The 22,113-nt window shown below is 50.8% G+C and carries 17 protein-coding genes and 2 tRNA genes; 2 read left to right on the top strand and 17 right to left on the bottom strand.

Translation table 11 applies throughout. The features are described 5' to 3' along the window. The first annotated feature begins 102 nt into the window (after nucleotides 1–102). Complete coding sequence (acs, locus tag L9P87_RS11750) at nucleotides 103–2,046, top strand: acetate--CoA ligase (RefSeq protein ID WP_237444936.1); 1,944 nt, start codon at nucleotides 103–105, stop codon at nucleotides 2,044–2,046. 79 nt (nucleotides 2,047–2,125) lie between these two features. Here acs and pnp read toward each other — a convergent pair whose 3' ends face one another. The 15 genes from pnp to rlmE all read right to left on the bottom strand — a co-directional run bounded on the left by pnp (nucleotide 2,126) and on the right by rlmE (nucleotide 17,798). Further along, nucleotides 2,126–4,219, bottom strand: a complete 2,094-nt coding sequence (gene pnp, locus L9P87_RS11745; RefSeq protein ID WP_237444935.1) for a polyribonucleotide nucleotidyltransferase — start codon at nucleotides 4,217–4,219, stop codon at nucleotides 2,126–2,128. An 83-nt stretch (nucleotides 4,220–4,302) separates the two neighbouring features. Next, nucleotides 4,303–4,572 carry a 30S ribosomal protein S15 gene (gene rpsO / locus L9P87_RS11740; protein ID WP_237444934.1) on the bottom strand — a complete coding sequence of 90 codons (270 nt, stop codon included), beginning with the start codon at nucleotides 4,570–4,572 and terminating at the stop codon, nucleotides 4,303–4,305. Between the two features lie 128 nt (nucleotides 4,573–4,700). Continuing rightward, nucleotides 4,701–5,633, bottom strand: a complete 933-nt coding sequence (truB, locus tag L9P87_RS11735) for a tRNA pseudouridine(55) synthase TruB (RefSeq protein WP_237444933.1) — start codon at nucleotides 5,631–5,633, stop codon at nucleotides 4,701–4,703. Between the two features lie 15 nt (nucleotides 5,634–5,648). Further along, nucleotides 5,649–6,041 carry a 30S ribosome-binding factor RbfA gene (gene rbfA, locus L9P87_RS11730; RefSeq protein ID WP_237444932.1) on the bottom strand — a complete coding sequence of 131 codons (393 nt, stop codon included), beginning with the start codon at nucleotides 6,039–6,041 and terminating at the stop codon, nucleotides 5,649–5,651. A gap of 113 nt (nucleotides 6,042–6,154) precedes the next feature. Further along, nucleotides 6,155–8,977 carry a translation initiation factor IF-2 gene (gene infB / locus L9P87_RS11725; RefSeq protein WP_237444931.1) on the bottom strand — a complete coding sequence of 941 codons (2,823 nt, stop codon included), beginning with the start codon at nucleotides 8,975–8,977 and terminating at the stop codon, nucleotides 6,155–6,157. Nucleotides 8,978–8,997: 20 nt separating this feature from the next. After that, nucleotides 8,998–10,488, bottom strand: coding sequence for a transcription termination factor NusA (gene nusA, locus L9P87_RS11720; protein WP_237444930.1), 1,491 nt, complete (start codon nucleotides 10,486–10,488; stop codon nucleotides 8,998–9,000). A 114-nt stretch (nucleotides 10,489–10,602) separates the two neighbouring features. Next, the gene (rimP, locus tag L9P87_RS11715) at nucleotides 10,603–11,067 is read right to left on the bottom strand and encodes a ribosome maturation factor RimP (protein ID WP_237444929.1); all 465 of its coding nucleotides are present in this window, start codon (nucleotides 11,065–11,067) and stop codon (nucleotides 10,603–10,605) included. A 231-nt stretch (nucleotides 11,068–11,298) separates the two neighbouring features. Beyond that, a tRNA-Met gene (locus L9P87_RS11710) sits at nucleotides 11,299–11,375 on the bottom strand. A 166-nt stretch (nucleotides 11,376–11,541) separates the two neighbouring features. Further along, a tRNA-Leu gene (locus L9P87_RS11705) sits at nucleotides 11,542–11,628 on the bottom strand. 22 nt (nucleotides 11,629–11,650) lie between these two features. Then, nucleotides 11,651–12,007, bottom strand: a complete 357-nt coding sequence (gene secG / locus L9P87_RS11700) for a preprotein translocase subunit SecG (protein ID WP_237444928.1) — start codon at nucleotides 12,005–12,007, stop codon at nucleotides 11,651–11,653. A 4-nt stretch (nucleotides 12,008–12,011) separates the two neighbouring features. After that, nucleotides 12,012–12,764: a triose-phosphate isomerase gene (tpiA, locus tag L9P87_RS11695; protein WP_237444927.1), complete on the bottom strand. Its 753-nt coding sequence runs from the start codon at nucleotides 12,762–12,764 to the stop codon at nucleotides 12,012–12,014. An 85-nt stretch (nucleotides 12,765–12,849) separates the two neighbouring features. Then, nucleotides 12,850–14,187 (bottom strand): phosphoglucosamine mutase, encoded by a 1,338-nt coding sequence (glmM, locus tag L9P87_RS11690; RefSeq protein ID WP_237444926.1) that lies wholly within the window; start codon nucleotides 14,185–14,187, stop codon nucleotides 12,850–12,852. A 9-nt stretch (nucleotides 14,188–14,196) separates the two neighbouring features. Continuing rightward, nucleotides 14,197–15,048: a dihydropteroate synthase gene (gene folP / locus L9P87_RS11685; protein ID WP_237444925.1), complete on the bottom strand. Its 852-nt coding sequence runs from the start codon at nucleotides 15,046–15,048 to the stop codon at nucleotides 14,197–14,199. Between the two features lie 56 nt (nucleotides 15,049–15,104). After that, nucleotides 15,105–17,036: an ATP-dependent zinc metalloprotease FtsH gene (ftsH, locus tag L9P87_RS11680; protein ID WP_237444966.1), complete on the bottom strand. Its 1,932-nt coding sequence runs from the start codon at nucleotides 17,034–17,036 to the stop codon at nucleotides 15,105–15,107. A gap of 147 nt (nucleotides 17,037–17,183) precedes the next feature. Continuing rightward, entirely contained in the window at nucleotides 17,184–17,798 is a 615-nt protein-coding gene (gene rlmE / locus L9P87_RS11675) for a 23S rRNA (uridine(2552)-2'-O)-methyltransferase RlmE (protein WP_237444924.1), read from the bottom strand. Between the two features lie 170 nt (nucleotides 17,799–17,968). Here rlmE and yhbY point away from each other — a divergent pair, with 170 nt between their 5' ends. After that, entirely contained in the window at nucleotides 17,969–18,280 is a 312-nt protein-coding gene (gene yhbY / locus L9P87_RS11670; protein WP_237444923.1) for a ribosome assembly RNA-binding protein YhbY, read from the top strand. Nucleotides 18,281–18,348: 68 nt separating this feature from the next. On the opposite strand, the gene greA is transcribed toward yhbY, so the two are convergent. Further along, nucleotides 18,349–18,828, bottom strand: coding sequence for a transcription elongation factor GreA (greA, locus tag L9P87_RS11665; RefSeq protein ID WP_237444922.1), 480 nt, complete (start codon nucleotides 18,826–18,828; stop codon nucleotides 18,349–18,351). A gap of 1 nt (nucleotide 18,829) precedes the next feature. Continuing rightward, a complete protein-coding gene (gene carB / locus L9P87_RS11660) occupies nucleotides 18,830–22,045 on the bottom strand; it encodes a carbamoyl-phosphate synthase large subunit (RefSeq protein WP_237444921.1) in 3,216 nt (1,071 codons plus the stop codon). Nucleotides 22,046–22,113 lie beyond the last annotated feature (68 nt).

Below are 22,113 nucleotides of genomic sequence, written 5' to 3'. Positions count from 1 at the left end.
CAAAATAATACGATAAGAGTATTTTAATCTACGACCTTATTAGCCTATGATTAGGGGATCACGCCCAACCCTATTGCGCCCAAATAATAATAAGGTTTTTTCATGCACGAAATATCAACTCACCCGGTACCCGAAGACTTCAAGGCCAACGCCCTTGTTAACGACGAGCTGTACCAGCAAATGTATCGCGCCTCCATCGAGCAGCCTGAGCAGTTCTGGGCCGAGCAAGCCAATAAATTTCTCGATTGGCGCAAGCCCTGGACCAAGGTCGTCGAACAAGACTTTCATCAAGGCCAGGTCGCCTGGTTTGTCGACGGCAAGATCAATGTCACCGAAAACTGTATCGATCGTCATCTGGCCGACCGCGCCAATGACACTGCGATCATCTGGGAAGGCGACAACCCGAACGAAAGCCAGAACATCAGCTACCAACAACTGCATGATAAAGTCTGCCAACTGGCCAACGGCCTGAAACAGCGCGGCGTTAATAAAGGCGACCGCGTCTGCATCTACATGCCGATGATTCCTGAAGCCGCCTATGCCATGCTGGCCTGCGCCCGTATCGGTGCGGTTCACTCGGTAGTCTTTGGCGGCTTCTCACCCGACGCACTGAAAGACCGTATCGAGAACGCCGACTGCCAAGTTGTTATCACCGCCGATGAAGGCCTTCGTGGCGGCAAGGCCGTTCCACTTAAGGCCAATGTGAATATTGCGGTTGCCCAGTGCCCCAATGTACATACCGTCATCACCGTCGAACGCACCGGTGCAGATATCGCCAGCAATGGCGATATCGATATCAGCTATAACGCACTCTGCGAAACGCAGAGTCGCCGCTGCGACGCCGAGGAAATGGACTCAGAAGACCCGCTATTCATACTCTACACCTCGGGCTCTACTGGCAAACCCAAGGGCGTATTACACACCACCGGCGGCTACCTACTGGGCGCGGCCATCAGCCATAAATACATCTTCGACTACAACCCCGGTGAAATCTACTGGTGCACGGCCGATGTTGGCTGGATTACCGGTCATAGCTACATCGTCTACGGGCCTCTGGCCAATGGTGCGACCACGCTGATGTTTGAAGGCGTGCCGACCTACCCCGATGCATCGCGCTGCTGGCAGGTTATCGACAAACACCAGGTAAATATCTTCTACACGGCGCCAACCGCACTGCGCGCGCTAATGGCTCAAGGCGATCAATACCTCACCACGAGCTCGCGACAATCATTACGACTACTCGGCACCGTTGGCGAACCGATCAACCCCGAGGCCTGGGAATGGTATCACCAGGAAGTCGGCCAAAGCCGCTGCCCTATTGTCGATACCTGGTGGCAAACAGAAACCGGCAGCGTATTAATCACCCCACTGCCCGGCGCCAACTCACTGAAACCCGGCTCGGCAACACGTCCGTTCTTTGGCGCCAACCCCGTCTTGCTCGACCCTGATGGCAATGAATTAGAAGGGGCAGTCAGCGGCAACCTTGCCTTTAAGGGGGCATGGCCCAGCCAAATACGCAGCGTCTATGGCGACCACCAACGCTGCATTGATACCTACTACACCACCTACCCGGGCTATTACACCACCGGTGATGGGGCTCGTCGCGACGAGGATGGCTATTATTGGATTACTGGACGCGTTGATGACGTACTCAATGTTTCAGGCCACCGCATGGGAACAGCAGAAATTGAATCGGCATTGGTATTACAGGATGCCGTCGCTGAAGCCGCCGTTGTCGGCTACCCCCACGACGTCAAAGGCCAGGGCATTTATTGCTATGTGACTCTGATGACCGGATACGAATGGAGCGAGGAGTTGATGCAGCAACTGCGCAGCGATGTTGCCAAGGAAATTGGTGCAATCGCTCGCCCCGACATTATTCAGTTTGCCCCCGGCCTCCCCAAGACGCGCTCGGGCAAAATCATGCGCCGTATTCTGCGCAAGATTGCTGCCGACGAACTCGACACGCTGGGTGACACCTCAACCTTAGCCGACCCCACCGTGGTTGATGACCTGATTGATAATCGCGTCATACCGAAGGCGTAAAACCACAAAACGCCGACACAAAAAAGCCGCTACTGATGATCAGTAGCGGCTTTTTTTATAACGCGATATTAAGCAGTAACTAGTTAGCTTGTTGCTCGGCAACAGCTTCTTTAATACTTAGCTTGATACGACCACGGTTATCAACATCCAAGACCTTAACCGTCACTTCCTGACCTTCTTCAAGGTAGTCAGATACTTTCTCAATACGCTCGTTAGAGATTTGAGAAATGTGTACCAGACCATCCTTACCAGGAATGATGTTAACAAAGGCACCGAAATCAACAACGCGAATAACCTTACCGGTATATAGCTTGCCAACTTCTGCCTCAGCGGTAATACCCTCAATCATGTCGCGAGCAGCCTGTTCGGCGCTCTTATTAGCGGCATAAATACGGATGGTACCATCATCTTCGATATCAACCTGTGCGCCAGTATTTTCAGTAATAGAACGGATAGTTGCGCCGCCCTTACCGATAACGTCGCGGATTTTATCAGAGTCGATCTTCATGCTGCTCATCACCGGTGCATTCTCATTCAGCGCGTCGCGCGACGTTGAGATAACACGGTTCATTTCAGCAAGAATAGTCAGACGCGCTGCTTGAGCTTGCTCAAGGGCCACATCCATAATCTGCTCGGTAATACCTTCGATCTTGATATCCATCTGCAGAGCAGTGATACCTTCAGCAGTACCGGCAACCTTAAAGTCCATATCGCCCAGGTGATCTTCATCACCCAAGATATCGGTCAGTACGGTATGACGATCACCGTCTTTTACCAAGCCCATCGCAATACCGGCAACAGGTGCCTTGATGGGTACACCGCCATCCATGAGTGCCAATGAGGTAGAACAAACAGAAGCCATAGAGCTTGAGCCGTTTGATTCAGTAATCTCAGAAACAACACGAATGGTGTACGGGAACTCTTCCTGGCTTGGCAATACCGCAGCGATACCGCGACGAGCCAAACGGCCGTGACCAATTTCACGACGACCAGGTGCACCAACACGACCACACTCACCAACAGAATATGAAGGGAAGTTGTAGTGCAGCATGAACGGGTCTTTTAGCTCGCCGTGCAGCGACTCAACAAACTGTGCATCACGGCTGGTACCGAGAGTCAGCGCAGCCAAAGACTGAGTTTCGCCACGGGTAAACAGTGCAGAACCGTGGGTACGGCCCAAGACCGCAACCTCAACCTGAATACCGCGAACAGTGGTGCTATCACGGCCATCGATGCGAGGTGCACCATCGAGAATGCGGTTACGTACTGTCGACTTCTCAAGCTTTGAGAAATAAGACATAACGTCATCTTTAGAGGCGGTCTCTGTTACCAATTGCTCAGCGGCTTGCTGCTTCAGCTCACCGATACGAGCATAACGCTCCATCTTATCGGTAATCTGATAGGCTTCGCTGATAGCACCGCCAAAACCTGAGGCTATCGCATCAGTTAGCTCACCGTTAACGGCCTCTGGCGTCCACTCCCAAGTAGGCTTGGCAGCATCTTTAGCCAGCTCAGTCACACCCTGAACAACAGCCTGAAGCTCTTGGTGAGCGTATAGTACACCACCTAGCATGACATCTTCGCTAAGCTCTTTAGCTTCAGACTCAACCATTAACACAGCATCTTGTGTGCCGGCAACAACCATATCTAGCAGCGACTCTTCAAGCTCTGCATAGCTAGGGTTTAGGCTATAGCCACCCTCTTCAGTGTAACCAACACGTGCGGCACCGATAGGGCCATTGAAAGGAATACCCGACACAGCCAAACAGGCCGAAGTACCAATCATTGCACAGATATCTGGATCGTTTTCGGTGTCAGCAGAAACAACAGAACAGATAACCTGAACTTCGTTTTTGAAACCGTTAGGAAACAGTGGGCGGATTGGACGGTCGATCAGACGTGAAGTCAGCGTTTCTTTTTCAGATGGACGGTTTTCACGTTTAATGAAACCACCGGGAAACTTACCTACAGCGTAGGTTTTTTCTTGATAGTGCACTGACAACGGGAAGAAATCTTGACCAGGCTTCGCTTTCTTAGCGCCAACCACGGTACATAAAACAGTCGTGTTACCCATTGTTGCCAATACGGCACCGCATGCTTGACGAGCAATACGGCCGGTTTCCAGAGTTACTTCCTGGCCACCAAAATTAAACTTTTTTATTACAGGATTCATTCAAAAATCCTCCATGCATTTTTTGCAATGATGAAACTGTTACGGCCTGCCCCAATTACTTGAGGCAGGCCGTACAACAGCTATTAACGACGTAGACCTAGACGCTTGATCAGGCTGACATAGCGGCCGTGATCTTTGCCATTTAGGTAGTCTAGTAGCTTGCGACGCTGGTTAACCATGCGGATAAGACCGCGACGCGAATGGTGATCACCTTTGTGACCAGAAAAGTGACCCTGCAACTTCTGAATGTTAGCAGTCAGTAGGGCAACTTGAACTTCTGGTGAACCGGTATCGCCTTCGGCGGTTTGATACTCAGCGACAACTGTAGCTTTTTCTGCAGCAGATAATGCCATTTCTATATACCTTTTTAAAATATGCGCACAACCATTCGATTGCACTGGTTAAAAGCATTGCAGACCATCTGCAATGCCATCAGCCCAGCCGTGCATATTTACAGCTGGGTTGAGTGCCGACCTCAGGGCTACCCCTGCGGTTCAGCGATCAGACGACGGGGGCCAAGCCTTCCGTCCTCTAAAACTTCCCCGATGCCGATAAACTGACCGCCATCGAGTTTAATACGAACCAAACCCTCTAACGGCAATTTCGGTACCGTGACGGGCTGCCCCTGGCGGATATAAAACCCGCTGTCGGCATCAAGAAACACCTCAGGCATATCCTGAATTCCCGCATCAACGGGTAATAGTAACTCATTTAATGCATCAAAATCCTGATTTTCTGCCAGCGACTCTAAAAATTCGAGCTCAATGACGTCGGATTCCTTAAACGGACCCGCTTCAATGCGGTGCAAAACACTGACATGTGCGCCGCAACCGAGAGCAAAGCCTAAATCTTCAGCAATTGAGCGTATGTATGTGCCCTTGCTACAATACACCTCAACCTCAACCTCAGCTCGCTCACCGGGCCTGAAGTCGATCAGCTCAAGGCTGAATATAGTCACATCACGCAGCTTGCGCGCCACCTCTTTGCCCTCTCTGGCCAGCTTATACAGCGGCTGACCATTGTGCTTGAGAGCTGAGAACATCGATGGCAACTGCTGGATATCACCGCGAAAGGCAGCAAGCTCCGCTTCTACTTTCTCACGAGTCACCTGTGATGCATCTTTCTCAGAGATTACCTTACCATCGGCGTCACTGCTATCGGTAGTAACCCCTAAGGTAAACACACTGCGGTAAGCCTTGTCGGAATCCAACAGGAACTGTGAACACTTGGTTGCCTCGCCAAAACACAGCGGCAAGACACCGGTGGCAAGCGGATCCAAGGCGCCGGTATGACCGGCTTTTTGTGCAAAGAACGCGCGTTTAACACGTTGCAATGCGCCGTTAGAAGTCATGCCAGCAGGCTTATTTAAAATAATAATACCATCGACTGGGCGACCACGTTTCTTTCTAGCCACTGGTTACCGCCCCTTTTAGTCGTCTTTCTCGACATCATCTTGATGTCCTGCATCACTGGCAATCGCCTCTTCAATCAACGCCGACAAATGCTGACCACGGCCAACACTGGCATCGAACACAAAGTGTAAACGAGGCACTGTTCGCATGCTGCTGTCTTTGGCCAGCGCGGAGCGAAGAAAACCCTGAGCACTGTTCAGCGCCTTAATATTCTCCTCGGCCTGCTCTGCGGTATCTTTATCGACAATAGTGATAAAGACCTTGGCGTGCGACAAATCACGACTGACTTCGACGTCAGTAATACTCGCCATGCCAACCTTGGGATTACGCACTTCAAACTGAATAAGCTGCGCTAGTTCGCGACGCAGATAATCCGCAACTCGCTGGGTACGACTATATTCTTTAGCCATAAAAAATAACTCCTTAAAACGCCAAAACGGAGTGACGAAAAAACAGTCTGAATAAGCCGTTCTTCCGCACTCCGCCTAGTGTGGCTAAATGCTAATTAATCATAGCGCCTGTATTACAAGCTGCGTTCGATTTCCTTAACATCAAATACTTCGATCTTATCGCCAGGCTTAACATTGTTATAGCCCTTAACACCAATACCACACTCCATACCATTGCGGACTTCATTGGCCTCATCTTTAAAGCGACGCAATGATTCTAGCTCGCCCTCATAAATGACCACGTCGTCACGCAATACACGAATTGGCTTGCTGCGGTAGATAGTACCCTCGATCACCATCGAGCCAGCAATATCACCAAATTTCGGTGAACTGAATACTTCGCGAACCTCGGCAATACCGACGATCTCTTCGCGCAATTCAGGCGATAGCATACCGCTGAGCGCATTGGTTACATCGTCGATCAGGTCATAGATAACGCTGTAGTAACGTAAATCAACACCTTCCTTCTCGATCATTGCACGGGCTGAGTTATCAGCACGAACATTAAAACCGAACATCACAGCACCAGAGGTGACCGCTAAGTTGACGTCGCTTTCACTAATACCACCAACACCGCTGGAAACGACATTAACGCGTACTTCTTCGTTGCCAATTTTAGCCAGTGAGCCAAGCAATGCTTCCAGTGAGCCGCGGACATCAGTCTTAACGACAATGTTAAGAATCTTGACGTCGCCTTCAGCCATCTGGGTAAACATATTGTCGAGCTTGGCTGCCTGCTGACGAGCCATACGAGCCTGACGATCTTTCTCTTGACGATGCTGGGCAACTTCACGAGCGCGTTTTTCGCTCTCGATAACCTGGAAGTCATCGCCGGAGCTTGGCAAGCCGTTAAGACCTAGAATCTCGACAGGGATAGAGGGGCCGGCTGTTTTAGCAGGCTGACCATTCTCATCCAGCATGGCACGAACACGACCAAACTGAAGACCGGCCAAGACCACATCGCCCTGCTTCAAAGTACCGTTCTGAATCAGAACAGTTGCGACAGAACCACGCCCCTTATCCAATGACGATTCGATAACGACGCCGCGGGCAGCAATGTCTTCAGCCGCTTCAAGCTCAAGCATTTCAGACTGCAGTAATACTGCGTCTAACAATTCATCTATACCTTCGCCCGAGTGTGCCGAAACTGGCATGAACGGCACATCGCCACCCCAATCTTCAGGGATAACATTGTGAGCTGACAGTTCATTCTTGACGCGATCCGGATCTGCACCCTCTTTATCCATCTTGTTAACGGCAACAACCAAAGGCACACCAGCGGCACGTGCGTGCTGGACAGCTTCTTCAGTTTGCGGCATTACACCGTCGTCTGCGGCAACAACCAAGATGACAATATCAGTAGCCTTGGCACCACGAGAACGCATCGCAGTAAAGGCTGCGTGGCCCGGTGTATCCAAGAAGGTAATCATGCCGTGGCCGGTTTCAACGTGGTAGGCACCGATGTGCTGGGTAATACCACCCGCCTCACCTGTGGCCACCTTAGCCTTGCGAATATAATCGAGTAAAGATGTCTTACCGTGGTCAACGTGACCCATAACGGTAACAACAGGGGCGCGTGATACCTTGGTACCTTCGCCATCCTTCACATCAATGGCCTCGAACAACTGCTCTTCGATAGCATTTTCGCTGACCAATTTAACCGTATGACCCAACTCTTCAACAACAATTGTCGCTGTGTCTTGGTCCAGTGTCTGGTTGATGGTAACCACGGTACCTAAGGTAAATAGCACCTTAACAACCTCAGCACTCTTGACAGCCATACGCGAGGCTAGATCGCCAACGCTGATTGCCTCGGGGAGTTCAACTTCGTGTACCACTTTTTCAACAGGCTTCTCAAAACCATGCTTATCGTGCTCAGCATGAACCGAATTACGCTGGGCCTTACCGCGACGCTTGCTGCCACGATCTTCGTATGAGTTGCGACCGCCCTTCTTACCCTTCTTACCCTTCTTATGATCAGCACCCGTTGGCGCTTGACGCTGACGAAGCGGTTGACGTTTACCATCAGCGCCGGTCGTTGTCTTCTTGCGTGCAGGTGCCGCTGCGGGTTTGTCTCCAGCAGGCTTGGCAGCAGCAGGGGCAGGCTTCTTATCGGCAGATTTAGCAGCCGTCGCCTTCACTTTCTCAGCCTTGGCTTCTTCAGCGTGCTTGGCGGCAGCCTCTTGTGCTTCCTTAGCCTTACGTTCCTGCTGTTCCTTCTTCTCTTGGGCAGCCTTGGCACGACGCTCTTGTTCTTCCTGAGCCTCCTGCTTACGGCGAGCGATGGCGCGCTGACGAATGACCTCAGGGTCAAACGGGTCGCTGGCAGCCTGTTCAGCTTCGATCACTTTCTTTTTGGCAATCGCCGCTTCAGCAGCCAACTTTTCAGCTTTAGCACGCTCTTGTTCAGCCGCCTTGGCTTCGGCAACCGCCTTTGCCTCGGCTTCCTGCTTAGCCTTGGTTGCAGCTTCTGCTTGGGCTTCAGCCTGTTTCGCAGCAGCAACTGCCGCAGCCTTAGCTTCTTCTTCAGCAGCCTTGACTGCTGGATCCGCAGCCACTGGCGCAACTTCTTCTGCCACTGCCTCTAAAGCCGCATCTTCACTCTTAACATAGGTACGCTTTTTGCGAACCTCAACGTTAACAGCCTTCTTAGCCTTACCACCACCCGTGGCCTTCAACGTGCTTGTCGTCTTGCGCTTCAAGGTGATTTTCTTAGCAGGGGCACCGGACTCGCCATGGCTCTTTTGCAGAGAGGCAAGCAATGTCTGCTTGTCTTCGTCAGAGACTACCTGGTCGACTTCTGTATGCGTCAAACCCGCTTCTTTCATTTGGGTCAGCAAACGTTCGGCAGATTGATCCACCGATTGCGCTAACTCTTTAACTGTAACTTCAGCCATTTTTTTCTCCTCTACCTCGCCTATTCGCCTTGATCTTCGAACCAAGGGGCGCGAGCAGTCATAATTAGTTGACCTGCTTTTTCTTCGTCTATTTCTTCGATATCGATAAGCTCATCAATAGACTGCTCTGCCAAGTCTTCCATGGTGACAATGCCACGGCTGGCAAGCACATAGGCAAGATGGCGATCCATCCCGTCCATGTTCAATAGGTCTTCGGCTGGCTCAGAACCATCGAGTTTTTCCTCGCTGGCAATCGCCTTTGTTAACAGCGCATCTTTGGCTCGCGCTCTCAATTCTTCTGCGGTTTCCTCATCGAAACCAATTGCGGTGAACTCTTCAATTGGAACGTAGGCAATCTCTTCCAGCGTTGTAAAGCCTTCCTCTACTAACGCCTCAGCAGTCTCTTCTTCAACATCTAACACATTGACAAACTGGCTGATGATTTCGCCAGATTCAGCCTCTTGCTTGGCCTCGGCTTCCTCTGTGCTCATCACGTTGATTGCCCAACCCGTCAACTCACTGGCAAGACGAACATTCTGTCCGCTACGGCCAATAGCCAAGGCTAGGTTTTCATTAGCAACAGCAACTTCCATGCACTGGGTATCTTCATCGACAATAATCGACTCAACCTCAGCAGGCGACATAGCATTAATAACCAATTGAGCTGGGTTGTCGTCCCACAGGATAATATCAACACGCTCGTTATTTAGCTCACCTGAAACAGCCTGTACACGAGAACCTCGCATACCCACACAGGCACCGACGGGATCGATACGACCATCGTTGGTTTTAACAGCGATTTTAGCTCTAGAGCCTGGATCGCGTGCTGCACCACGAATTTCGATAACTTCTTCTGAGATTTCTGGCACTTCAATTTTGAAGAGTTCGATCAGCATTTCAGGGCACGAACGACTCAGAATTAATTGAGGACCACGGCCCTCTTCATTGATTGAATCCAAGACAAAGCGGATGCGATCACCCATGCGGAAGTTTTCACGACCAATAAGCTGATTCTTCGGCAGAAAGCCTTCGGCGTTGTTACCCAGATCAAGAATATAAGCGTCGTGCTTAACCTTCTTGACTGTACCACCAAGCAACTCACCAACGCGAGAGCGGTATTCATTAACTAATTTGGCGCGCTCAGCCTCACGTACTTTTTGAACGATAACTTGCTTAGCCGTTTGGGCCGCGATACGACCGAAGCCAACATTCTCTACCATTTCGGTGTGCGTGCTGCCTGGCTGCAACTCGCCACTGATTTCCTCGGCTTCCTGCATGGTAAGCTCTGTACCCAAAGCAGGAACCGCCTCGTTGTCAACAACCAGCCAGCTGCGGAAAGTCTCGTAATCACCCGTCTTACGGTCGATACGTACTTCGATTTCAGAATCTTCGTCGTAACGTTTTTTTGTTGCCGCCGCCAGTGCAATTTCCAGTGCTTCAAAGATCACATCCTGAGACACGCCTTTCTCGTTAGAAACTGCCTCTGCAACCAAAAGAATTTCTTTACTCATTCTCCCGCCTCATCTTTAGCGATTTATTCATCGCGCTATTTGCGTCATATCTATCAGTAGATATGATTTTCAATTCAATTATTCCAATGCCAAAGCAACGGAACACTGCCCAAATTACTCGTTTTCGAAAACCGGTATTACACGCGCCTTATCGATACTATCCATAGGCAGCAAATACTCGTCCTCATCAACTACGATAATGACCTCATCACCCTCAACACCATTCAAAATACCGGTGAAACGACGGCGCCCTTCAAATGGAAAGCGTAGTTTGATCGACGCTTTATGCGCCTTATATGCCTCAAAATGTTCAAGCTTGGTCAGCAGTCTATCCATGCCAGGCGAAGAGACTTCCAAGGTGTAGTCACCGGCAATAGGGTCCTCGACATCAAGCACACTGGCAACCTGTCGACTAACCTCTGAACAATCGTCAATACCAACACCTTTCTCGGCATCAATATACAGCCGCAAGGTTACGTGCTTACCTTGATTCAAATACTCAAGCGCCCACAACTCAAAGCCTAGGGCTTCTACCGCCGGGGCAACCATTGCTTCGATTACACTTTGTTTTGATGACATTAAAATACCTTCGTAGCAGACAGGAAACTGCTTTTACCATAAAAAAATGGGCCCTGTGGCCCACCTTCTTTTAGCGACGTAATATCACGTCTTTATCGCATACTGATTACAAATCAATCAGTTGAGGAGATTAAAATCAAACTTCAATTTTAAAACCCTACAAAAGAAAAAGCCCCTCATGTGAGGGGCCTCTTCAAAATACTGTTCTTTACGGCCTCACGTCCGTAAAAATGGTAGCGGGGGCAGGATTTGAACCTACGACCTTCGGGTTATGAGCCCGACGAGCTACCAAGCTGCTCCACCCCGCACCAACGCCCTTATTCAGGGTGCGTGAATTATAGGGATATCGACCACTCTGGTCAAGCAAATAAAAAGCTTATTTAACAGCTGCCTCATTGATAATTCCAATGGCAAAACAGCGGCTTTTTTGGCAAAAAAAAAGCCCAGCTATCCAGAGCTGGGCTTTTCAGTATTTGGTGCCGAAGGCGGGACTTGAACCCGCACGAGCTTGCGCTCACCAACCCCTCAAGCTGGCGTGTCTACCAATTCCACCACTTCGGCTAAAACTTTATTTCAATAGAAGCTATTCTACAGGAATTTCTTCTGAAGAAGAATCGTTTAATGCTGGAATAGCAGCATTATCTGCATTATTTTCAACTGGCTGTTCGATCGCTGGCATATCCAAACTATCGACGACGACGATACCCGCCTTCTGCTTGGCAATGATTGCCAAACCGAAACTGGTAACAAAGAATAATGTCGCCAGAATGGCCGTGCCGCGAGTCAGTGCATTACCGCTACCGCCACTACCGAATACAGTCTGCGAGGCACCCGAACCGAAAGAAGCGCCGGCATCGGCACCCTTGCCCTGCTGCAGCAGAATAAGTGCGATAATCGCGATTGCGAATAAAACATGTAATACAACTATTAACTGTTCCATAATTTTAGCTTGTCGCCTTACAAATTGTTGCAAATTCAACGGCATTCAATGCCGCACCACCCACTAGGGCTCCGTCGATATCGCGCTGAGAAAACAATTCCTCAGCATTCGACGCCTTAACACTGCCACCGTAAAGTATCTGAACCTTGGCGGCAACCTGGGCATTTGTTTTTTCAACAAATGCTCGAATAAACTGGTGTACTTCCTGTGCCTGCTCCGGACTCGCTGTCTTACCCGTACCTATTGCCCAAACCGGCTCGTAAGCAATAACCGCTGAATCAAAGACATTGGCATCACTCATGCCAGCAACCGCATTTAGTTGCGACTCGATAACACTGAGCGCATCGCCCGCTTCACGCTGAGCCAAATCCTCACCAACACAAAGCACCGGTGTTAGATCAGCGGCCTTGACCGCCAAAAACTTACTGCCGACATCTTGATCTGTTTCACCGAATAAGGCGCGCCTCTCCGAATGACCTACAAGCACATAGCGACTACCGACATCAGCCAGCATTTCAACAGATACCTCGCCGGTGTAGGCGCCTGAAGACTCTGCCGAGCAGTTTTGCGCACCTAATTCAATCGCCGAATCAGCAAGTAACTTCGCCACAGTAGTGAGATAAATAAATGGCGGACAAACAGCAACTGTAGCTTGAACACTATCAGCCGCTTCAGCAACTAGACCACTAACCAGCTCTCTGATTGACTCATCAGAACCGTTCATCTTCCAGTTGCCTATTACTAACCCTTGTCGCATCAATCTCATTACCTTCTTTAGCGGGCGCCAATATTACCGACATTGTCTTAAGCTGACAAGCTTCGACAACGAATTTATAAGGCTATCACGTCGACAGCGCCGCTTTTACCACCTGAGACAAACTCTCAGCCAATCTTTGTACCTGCTCACCATCCTCGCCCTCAACCATGACGCGTATCACCGGCTCAGTACCAGAAGGCCGCAACAACACTCGCCCCTTATCGGCAAGCTCCTGTTCAGCCTCGGCAACCGCATCGGCAACGTGTTGATTCGTCTTCAGTGCCGCCTTATCCACACCCTTGACGTTAATCATCGTCTGTGGAAATTTAGCCATGGCATTTTTAAGCTCATAGAGAGACCGCGAACTGCCGACAACGGCTGCCATTACTTGCAGAGCAGCCACAATACCGTCACCCGTGGTGCTAACATCACCACAGATAATATGACCCGAGGACTCACCGCCGAGCTGCCATCCTGTTTTGTTCATTTCGGCCATGACGTATCGATCGCCAACATTGGCCCGCACAAAATCAATACCCCGCTCCTTTAACGCTAACTCAAAGCCAAGATTAGACATTAACGTACCGACAACACCGGGGCATTGCTGCTGTGCAGCGGCAATAATAAAGAGTATTTCATCGCCATCGACCACCTCACCCAGCTGGTCGACAAAACAAACACGGTCGCCATCACCATCGAAGGCGATACCAAGGTCTGCCTCGTGTTCAAGTACGGCTTCTTGTAACGCGCCGGGGCTGGTAGAGCCTACTTTTTCATTGATATTCAGGCCGTCAGGTTTGACACCTATAGAGACTATTTCAGCACCGAGCTCATCAAACACCGCCGGCGCCACGTGGTAAGTTGCACCGTGTGCACAGTCGAGCACGATTTTGTAGTTTTTAAACTGCGTACCCATGGGTACTGTCGATTTACAATATTCAATATAGCGGCCGGCGGCGTCGGTGACCCGGCTCACCTTTCCCAATTGATCAGAGGGACTGGTCGTCATCGGCTGATCGAGCATCGCCTCAATTGCCAGCTCAATATCATCGGACAGTTTACTGCCCTGGGACGAGAAAAATTTAATGCCATTATCGTAATACGGGTTATGCGAGGCGCTGATGACAATACCCGCCTGAGCGTGGAAGGTTCTGGTCAAATAGGCAATCGCCGGGGTTGGCATGGGACCAAGCAGCAACACATCGACACCGGCAGCCACCAATCCAGCCTCAAGAGCCGACTCAAACATATAACCCGAGATACGCGTATCTTTACCAATCAACACCTTCGGACGGCTGCCATCACTGGCACTGGCCAGCACCTTGCCGGCGGCCCAACCCAAACGCAGAACAAAGTCAGCCGTAATGGGTGCCTGACCCACCAGCCCCCGAATTCCATCTGTACCAAAGTATTTACGAGACATAGAGCTTCCTTATCGCGCTGCCGCGACTGCATTAACTACTTTTAAAACATCCATCGTTTCATCGACATCATGCACTCTGACAATAGCCGCCCCTTGAAGCGCCGCCAAGACAGCAAAGGCAAGACTACCAGAGAGGCGTTGCTCGACATCCTTACCTGTTACGGCGCCGATCATCGACTTGCGTGACACGCCAATTAGTAACGGGTACGACAAACCGCCGATCTTATCCAACTGACTGAATAATTTGATGTTATGCTCTACAGTTTTACCAAATCCGAAGCCTGGGTCAAGTAACAGCTTATCGCTTCCAATACCCGCCCGGTGACATTCCGCCACCCGCTGCAGCAAGAATTCTTCCACCTCTTGCTGTACGTCTCGATAGCTTGGCGCCTGCTGCATGGTCACAGGCTGCCCCTGCATATGCATCAAACAAACCGGTAAACCGGAGGCCGCCGCCGCGGCCATGGCACCCTCGCGCTGCAGCGCACGGACATCATTGATTAGGCCGGCTCCGGCTGCAGCCGCCTCAGTCATCACCGCCGCACTACTGGTATCGACAGAGACAATAACATCCAAGCGCTGCTTGATCGCCTCGACCACCGGCACAACTCGGTCAAGCTCTTGATCCAATGATACTGCCTCGGCACCAGGGCGGGTCGACTCACCTCCGACATCGATAATATCGACACCGGCGGCAAGCATTGCCTCGGCGCATGAAAGCGCTTGATCGAAACCGTGGTTGCGGCCACCGTCGGAGAAAGAATCTGGCGTGACATTGAGCACACCCATTAGTCGAGTGGCCGTTAGTGAGAGCGTTTTATCACCACAGAGAAGTTCTTCGCCGCAATAAAAAGCGGGCATTGACTGCCCGCTTGATAGATAGTTTTTCAAATTTCTAACTACTTAGATGTACTGAATCAGTGTTCACCAGCTGGGCCGCCGACAGAAGAGTCGTCGCCGTGGCTACGACGCTCTTCCTTCTGCACAGGCTCATCACCGGCAGAGGAATCACTACCCGTCGGCGGTGTCTTGCTGTCGTCATCCCAGCCATCGGGTTTGCCCACGTCACGACCAGCCATGATGTCGTCAATTTGACCGGCATCGATGGTTTCATAGGTCATCAGAGCCTTGGCCATATCGTCCAGCTCTTTGCGATGAGAGTGCAGAATATCCGTCGAGATCTTATAGCAATCGTCGATAATTGTGCGAACTTCTTCATCGATAACCTTGGCCGTGGCGCCAGAGGCACTGGTGTTAACACCGCCCTGGTAGCCCTGATCATCACTTTCATACATCAGCGGACCAAGCTTGTCTGACAAACCCCAACGGGTGACCATATTTCGAGCCATACTGGTTGCGCGTTCGATATCGTTAGAAGCACCCGTGGTGACGCCATCCTTACCATTAATAATTTCCTCAGCGATACGGCCACCGTAGAGGCTGCAAATTTGACTGAGAATATATTGACGGCTATAGCTGTAACGATCTTCTGTCGGCAGATACATGGTCACACCGAGGGCGCGGCCACGGGGAATAATACTAACCTTATACACTGGATCATGCTCAGGCACGATACGACCTACAATGGCGTGACCCGCCTCGTGGTAAGCGGTATTGAGTTTCTCATCTTCACTCATGACCATGCTCTTACGTTCAGCACCCATCATGATTTTATCTTTGGCTAATTCGAACTGCTCCATACCCACCAAGCGCAGATCGGCACGGGCGGTAAATAACGACGCCTCGTTAACCAGGTTGGCTAAATCGGCACCAGAGAAACCGGGGGTGCCGCGGGCAATATAGCTTGCCTCAACATCATCGGCCAATGGCACCTTCTTCATATGCACTTTTAAAATCTGCTCGCGGCCACGAATGTCAGGCAGGCCAACAGTAACCTGACGATCGAATCGACCAGGGCGCAATAGAGCAGCATCCAGTACATCGGGACGGTTAGTAGCGGCAACAACAATAACGCCGTCATTTTCTTCGAAGCCATCCATCTCGACCAGCAATTGGTTCAGAGTCTGCTCACGCTCATCGTGACCACCACCCATGCCGCCACCACGGTGACGACCGACGGCATCGATCTCATCGATGAAGATAATACAGGGTGACTGCTTCTTGGCCTGCTCAAACATGTCGCGGACACGAGAGGCGCCAACACCGACAAACATTTCTACAAAGTCAGAACCGGAAATCGAGAAGAAAGGCACCTTGGCCTCGCCCGCAATAGCCTTGGCCAGCAGGGTTTTACCGGTACCAGGAGAGCCCGCCAGCAGTACACCGCGAGGAATACGACCGCCGAGACGCTGGAAGCGGCTGGGGTCACGAAGGAATTCGACCAGCTCTTGCACTTCTTCCTTGGCCTCATCGACACCGGCGACATCGGCAAAGGTGGTTTTTATTTGATCTTCGCCCAACAGGCGCGCCTTACTCTTACCGAAGGACATTGGCCCGCCCTTACCACCGCCACCGCCTTGCATCTGGCGCATGAAAAACATAAACACGGCGACAATCAGCAATATTGGGAAGCTGGCGACCAGCAACTGCATCCACAGGCTCTGTTTTTCAGGCGCCTTACCAACTACCTGAACATCATTCTTCAGCAGGTCGTTCATGATTTCTGGGTCAGAGATATTAGGGCGAACCGTCTCGAAACGGGAATTATCCGTGCGCTCACCACGGAATATCAAGCCATCGATCTCAACCTTTTTCACCTGCCCCTGCTGGACCGAGTGAACAAAGCTGGAATAATCTAGCTGAGTCGCTTTTTGTGGCGCGGTAAAATTATTGAAAACTGTCAATAACACTGCCGCTATTACCAACCACAACAGTAAGTTCTTCACCATATCGTTCAACGATTAATCCTCTGTAAGCGCCGCCTCACGCGGACCCAACATTTACTAACTAACAATAAGTAACACATTTGAAATCTATACTACGCCAAGTTATAACAATAGAGTAGTTGAAACCCCAATCAGTTCCTTATAAATAATTTAACCTTTAAAGCCCTTGCCCACGATATAAACCTCTTTCGAACGCGCCCTTGATGACTTGGGCTTGCGCACGACAACAGCCTTAAATGTATCGCGACAATCCTTCAAATAAGCATCGAAGCCCTCGCCCTGAAAGATTTTTACCGCAAAGTTGCCGCCCGGCGAAAGCACACTCTTGGCCATATCCAAGGCTAACTCAACAAGGTGCATTGCCCGCGGCTGATCGACAGCGGTCATACCACTCATATTGGGTGCCATATCGGAAATTACAAGGTCTACCGCTGAATTTCCAATCGCCGATAGTATCTCTTCAAAAACCGCATCCTCGGTAAAATCGCCCTGTACAAAGTCCACCCCTGCCAGTGAGTCCATCGGCAATATATCCGAGGCAATAACACGCCCATGGTCGCCAACGATCTCGGCCGCCACCTGCGACCAGCCACCCGGCGCGCTACCGAGATCAACCACCGTCCCTGTCGAGCGAACAAGCTGGTCTTTTTCCTGCAATTCTAATAGTTTAAAACAGGCTCGAGAGCGATAACCCAAACGCTGAGCCTCCTTGACGTACTTGTCGTCAAAGTGCTCCTTCATCCAAGCCTTGGAAGTTTTACTCATTCATCTACCCCTGAACATCTCCCGCCACGATAGCATCGGCTGGGAAAATGAAAAATTATGACTAATACTTATGTTTCGCAGCAGCATTAGTATAGAATTGGCCGCTGCTCAATTAAGCATCAATTGCTAGAGCATTATACGTTAACACCCTGATTATTCGAGACCACACTATGAGCCTCTCCAACTCCGACAAAAAACACCTGCGCGCCCTTGGCCATAAACTTAAGCCAATTGTGACCGTTGCTGGCAAAGGCCTTACCGATAACGTGGTTACTGAAATATACCGCGCTCTCGATGACCATGAACTGATCAAAGTAAAACTGGCCGTTGGCGAGCGAGAAGTAAAGCAGCAAGTTATTGAAGAAATGCTAGCCAAGACTCGCGCCCATTTAGTCCAGGCCATTGGCCACACAGTATTGCTGTACCGCCCCGCCAAGAAGCCAAACCCCAAGCTGAGCAACTTAAGCCCTGCCAACAGCTAATACCATCGCTATTATCCAATAAAAAAAGGCCGGTATTACCGGCCTTTTTTTATCGCAGAAAAACGCACTTAAATATGCTCGACCTTCTCTACTTCGTACTCGACAATACCTGCCGGCGTGGTGACCATTGCCGCGTCACCCTCTTCCTTACCGACTAGCGCACGAGCGATAGGCGAGGTGACGGAGATTTTGCCGTCCTTCACATCAGCCTCATCCTCACCAACAATGGTGTAAACCAACTCTTCGTCGGTATCACAATTAATCATCGTGACGGTGGTGCCAAAGATAACCTTGCCCGTATTGGCGATTTGCGTGACATCAATGACACGGCCATCGGCAAGCTTACCCTCGATATCGGCAATCCTGCCCTCGATAAAGCCCTGCTGCTCACGCGCCGCATGATATTCGGCGTTTTCTTTCAAGTCGCCGTGCTCACGCGCCTCAGCAATAGCAGCAATAACGCTAGGTCGAGCCTCACTCTTTAACTGCAACAACTCTTCACGAAGGCGGCGATCACCCTCTACTGTCATCGGTACAATTTGCTGCATCTTACTCTCCGTGCATATCTTGTAGACGGCGAACCTGCTTCTCTTCACCAAACTTAATCGCTTCACAGACTGCGTATCCGCCAGCCAAAGTCGTTGTTGAGACAACTTTTTCCGTCAGCGCCTGACGACGAATCGAGGCAGAATCTGCAATTGCCTGCTTGCCTTCAGTGGTGTTAATAATCAAGTCGATTTCGCCGTTTTTCAGCATGTCGATGGTATGAGGACGCCCCTCGGTCACCTTGTTAATGCGCTCAGATTTAATACCCGCCGCCTCAATAACAGTGTGCGTACCACCGGTGGCAACGATATTAAAACCAAGTTGCTCTAATTCGCGAGCAACGCCGACAATGCCTTCTTTATCAGCATCTCGAACACTGAGGAAGGCAGTACCAGACGTCGGTAAACGCTCACCGGAACCAACCTGCGCCTTAGAGTAGGCCTCAGCAAAGGTCTCACCAGCACCCATAACCTCACCAGTGGATTTCATTTCGGGGCCGAGAATAGGGTCAACACCCTGGAACTTATTAAACGGGAAAACCGCTTCCTTGACGTTGAACATTGTCGGCACGATCTCTTCGGTAAAGCCTTGATCCTTGAGAGAAACCCCGGCCATACAGCGGGAGGCAACCTTGGCAAGCGAGGTGCCAATACACTTGGAGACAAAGGGGACAGTACGCGAGGCACGAGGGTTAACCTCGATCACGTAGATCTCTCCATCCTGCCAGGCCAACTGTACGTTCATCAAGCCACAGACACCTAATTCAACAGCCATCTTCTTGACGATGTCGCGCATCTCGTCCTGCACATCGGCGGGCAGCGAGTATGGTGGCAGTGAACAAGCCGAGTCACCGGAGTGAATACCAGCCTGCTCGATATGCTGCATAATAGAGCCAATCACCACCAACTCACCATCAGAGACCGCATCGATATCAACCTCGATGGCGGCGTTGAGGAAGTGATCGAGCAGAATCGGTGAATCGTCAGAGACCTGCACAGCCTCACGCATATAACGGCGAAGCTCTTCCTCGTTATAAACAATTTCCATCGCACGACCACCGAGTACATACGATGGGCGAACAACTAATGGGTAGCCAATCTGATCGGCGGCAACAATTGCCTCTTCGACAGAGCGAACGGTGGTATTCGGTGGCTGCTTGATCTCTAGACGCTCGATCATCTGCTGGAAACGCTCGCGATCTTCGGCGCGGTCGATGGCATCGGTACTGGTACCAATAATCGGCACACCTGCGGCCTCAAGCTCCATCGCCAGCTTCAGTGGCGTCTGGCCACCAAACTGCACGATCACGCCTTTTGGCTGTTCTAAATCAACAATTTCCAGCACATCCTCTAAGGTCACAGGCTCGAAGAATAGGCGATCAGAGGTATCGTAATCGGTTGATACCGTCTCAGGGTTACAGTTAACCATGATGGTTTCATAACCGTCTTCACGCATGGCCAAAGCCGCGTGTACACAGCAGTAATCAAATTCGATACCTTGGCCGATACGGTTGGGGCCGCCACCGAGGACGATAATCTTATCGCGATCGCTCGGTGCCGCCTCACATTCTTCGTCATAGGTAGAGTACATATAGGCCGTTGCGGTAGAGAATTCCGCGGCACAGGTATCGACACGCTTATACACCGGACGAACACCTAAACGCTGACGACGCTTTCGTAATTCCTTTTCACTGACAGCCAGCAGCTGAGAAAGACGCTGATCCGAGAAGCCCTTTCGCTTCAGACGGTATAATTCACCGGCATCGAGCTCAGACATGGCACGTTTAGACAGCAACGCTTCTTCGCGAACGATATCTTCGATCTGCACCAGGAACCAACGATCAACCATACAGGCATCGAATACTTCATCGATGGTCATACCGATACGGAAGGCATCGGCAATATACCAAATACGGTCTGGACCAGGGGCCTTCAGTTCGGAGACAATCTTGGCGCGCTGATCATTTTCGGCCACATCTTCCAGCTGCGTCTCAAAACCACAGCTACCAACCTCCAGGCCGCGCAATGCTTTCTGCATCGATTCCTGGAAGTTACGACCAATTGCCATCACCTCACCAACAGACTTCATCTGGGTGTGCAGGTGTGAATCGGCTTCTGGGAACTTCTCGAAGGTGAAGCGTGGCAGCTTGGTGACCACGTAATCGATAGACGGTTCAAACGAGGCCGGGGTAGCACCGCCGGTGATGTCGTTTTGCAGCTCATCGAGGGTGTAACCGACAGCCAACTTGGCGGCGATTCGAGCAATCGGGAAGCCGGTCGCCTTAGAAGCCAGTGCCGATGAACGACTGACTCGTGGATTCATCTCGATGATGACCATACGGCCGGTATTGGGGCAGATACCAAACTGTACGTTAGAGCCGCCGGTTTCAACGCCGATTTCACGCAGCACCGCCAATGAGGCGTTACGCATGATTTGGTATTCTTTATCGGTCAGTGTCTGCGCTGGGGCAACGGTGATCGAGTCGCCGGTGTGAACACCCATTGGATCAAAGTTCTCAATGGCACAGATAATGATGCAGTTGTCGTTCTTGTCACGAACAACCTCCATCTCATATTCTTTCCAACCGATTAACGACTCATCGATCAATAACTCGCTGGTTGGTGAGAGATCCAGACCACGCTTACAGATCTCATTAAATTCTTCACGGTTATACGCAATACCGCCACCGGTGCCGCCCATGGTAAACGAGGGGCGAATAATCATTGGGAAGCCCAGCTGATCAAGAACCTCCAGTGCCTCCTCCATCGTGTGGGCAATGCCTGAGCGTGGTGTCTCTAGACCAATTTTTTTCATTGCCTGATCAAACAGGCTACGGTCTTCGGCTTTGTCGATGGCTTCCTTGGTCGCACCAATCAACTCGACATTGTACTTTTTCAGTACACCTTCACGATCCAAATCCAGCGCACAGTTCAGCGCAGTTTGACCACCCATGGTTGGCAGAATCACATCCGGGCGTTCTTTCTCGATGATTTTCTCAACCGTCTGCCAAACAACCGGCTCGATATAGGTTGCATCGGCCATGGATGGATCAGTCATTATGGTTGCTGGGTTAGAGTTAACCAGAATAACGCGATAGCCTTCTTCACGAAGGGCTTTACAGGCCTGGGCACCAGAATAGTCAAATTCACAGGCTTGTCCGATGATGATCGGGCCTGCGCCTAGGATGAGTATGCTTTCTATGTCGGTTCTTTTTGGCATCGATGGAGTCCGCGCTTAAAAATTTAAAAAATACACTATAAAAACGGGAGCTCTGCCCCCGTTTATCA

Source organism: Sinobacterium norvegicum (assembly GCF_923077115.1).
In the GTDB taxonomy this organism is placed as follows: Bacteria; Pseudomonadota; Gammaproteobacteria; order Pseudomonadales; family Sinobacteriaceae; genus Sinobacterium; species Sinobacterium norvegicum.
This window is presented reverse-complemented; position numbering and strand designations above follow the sequence as displayed.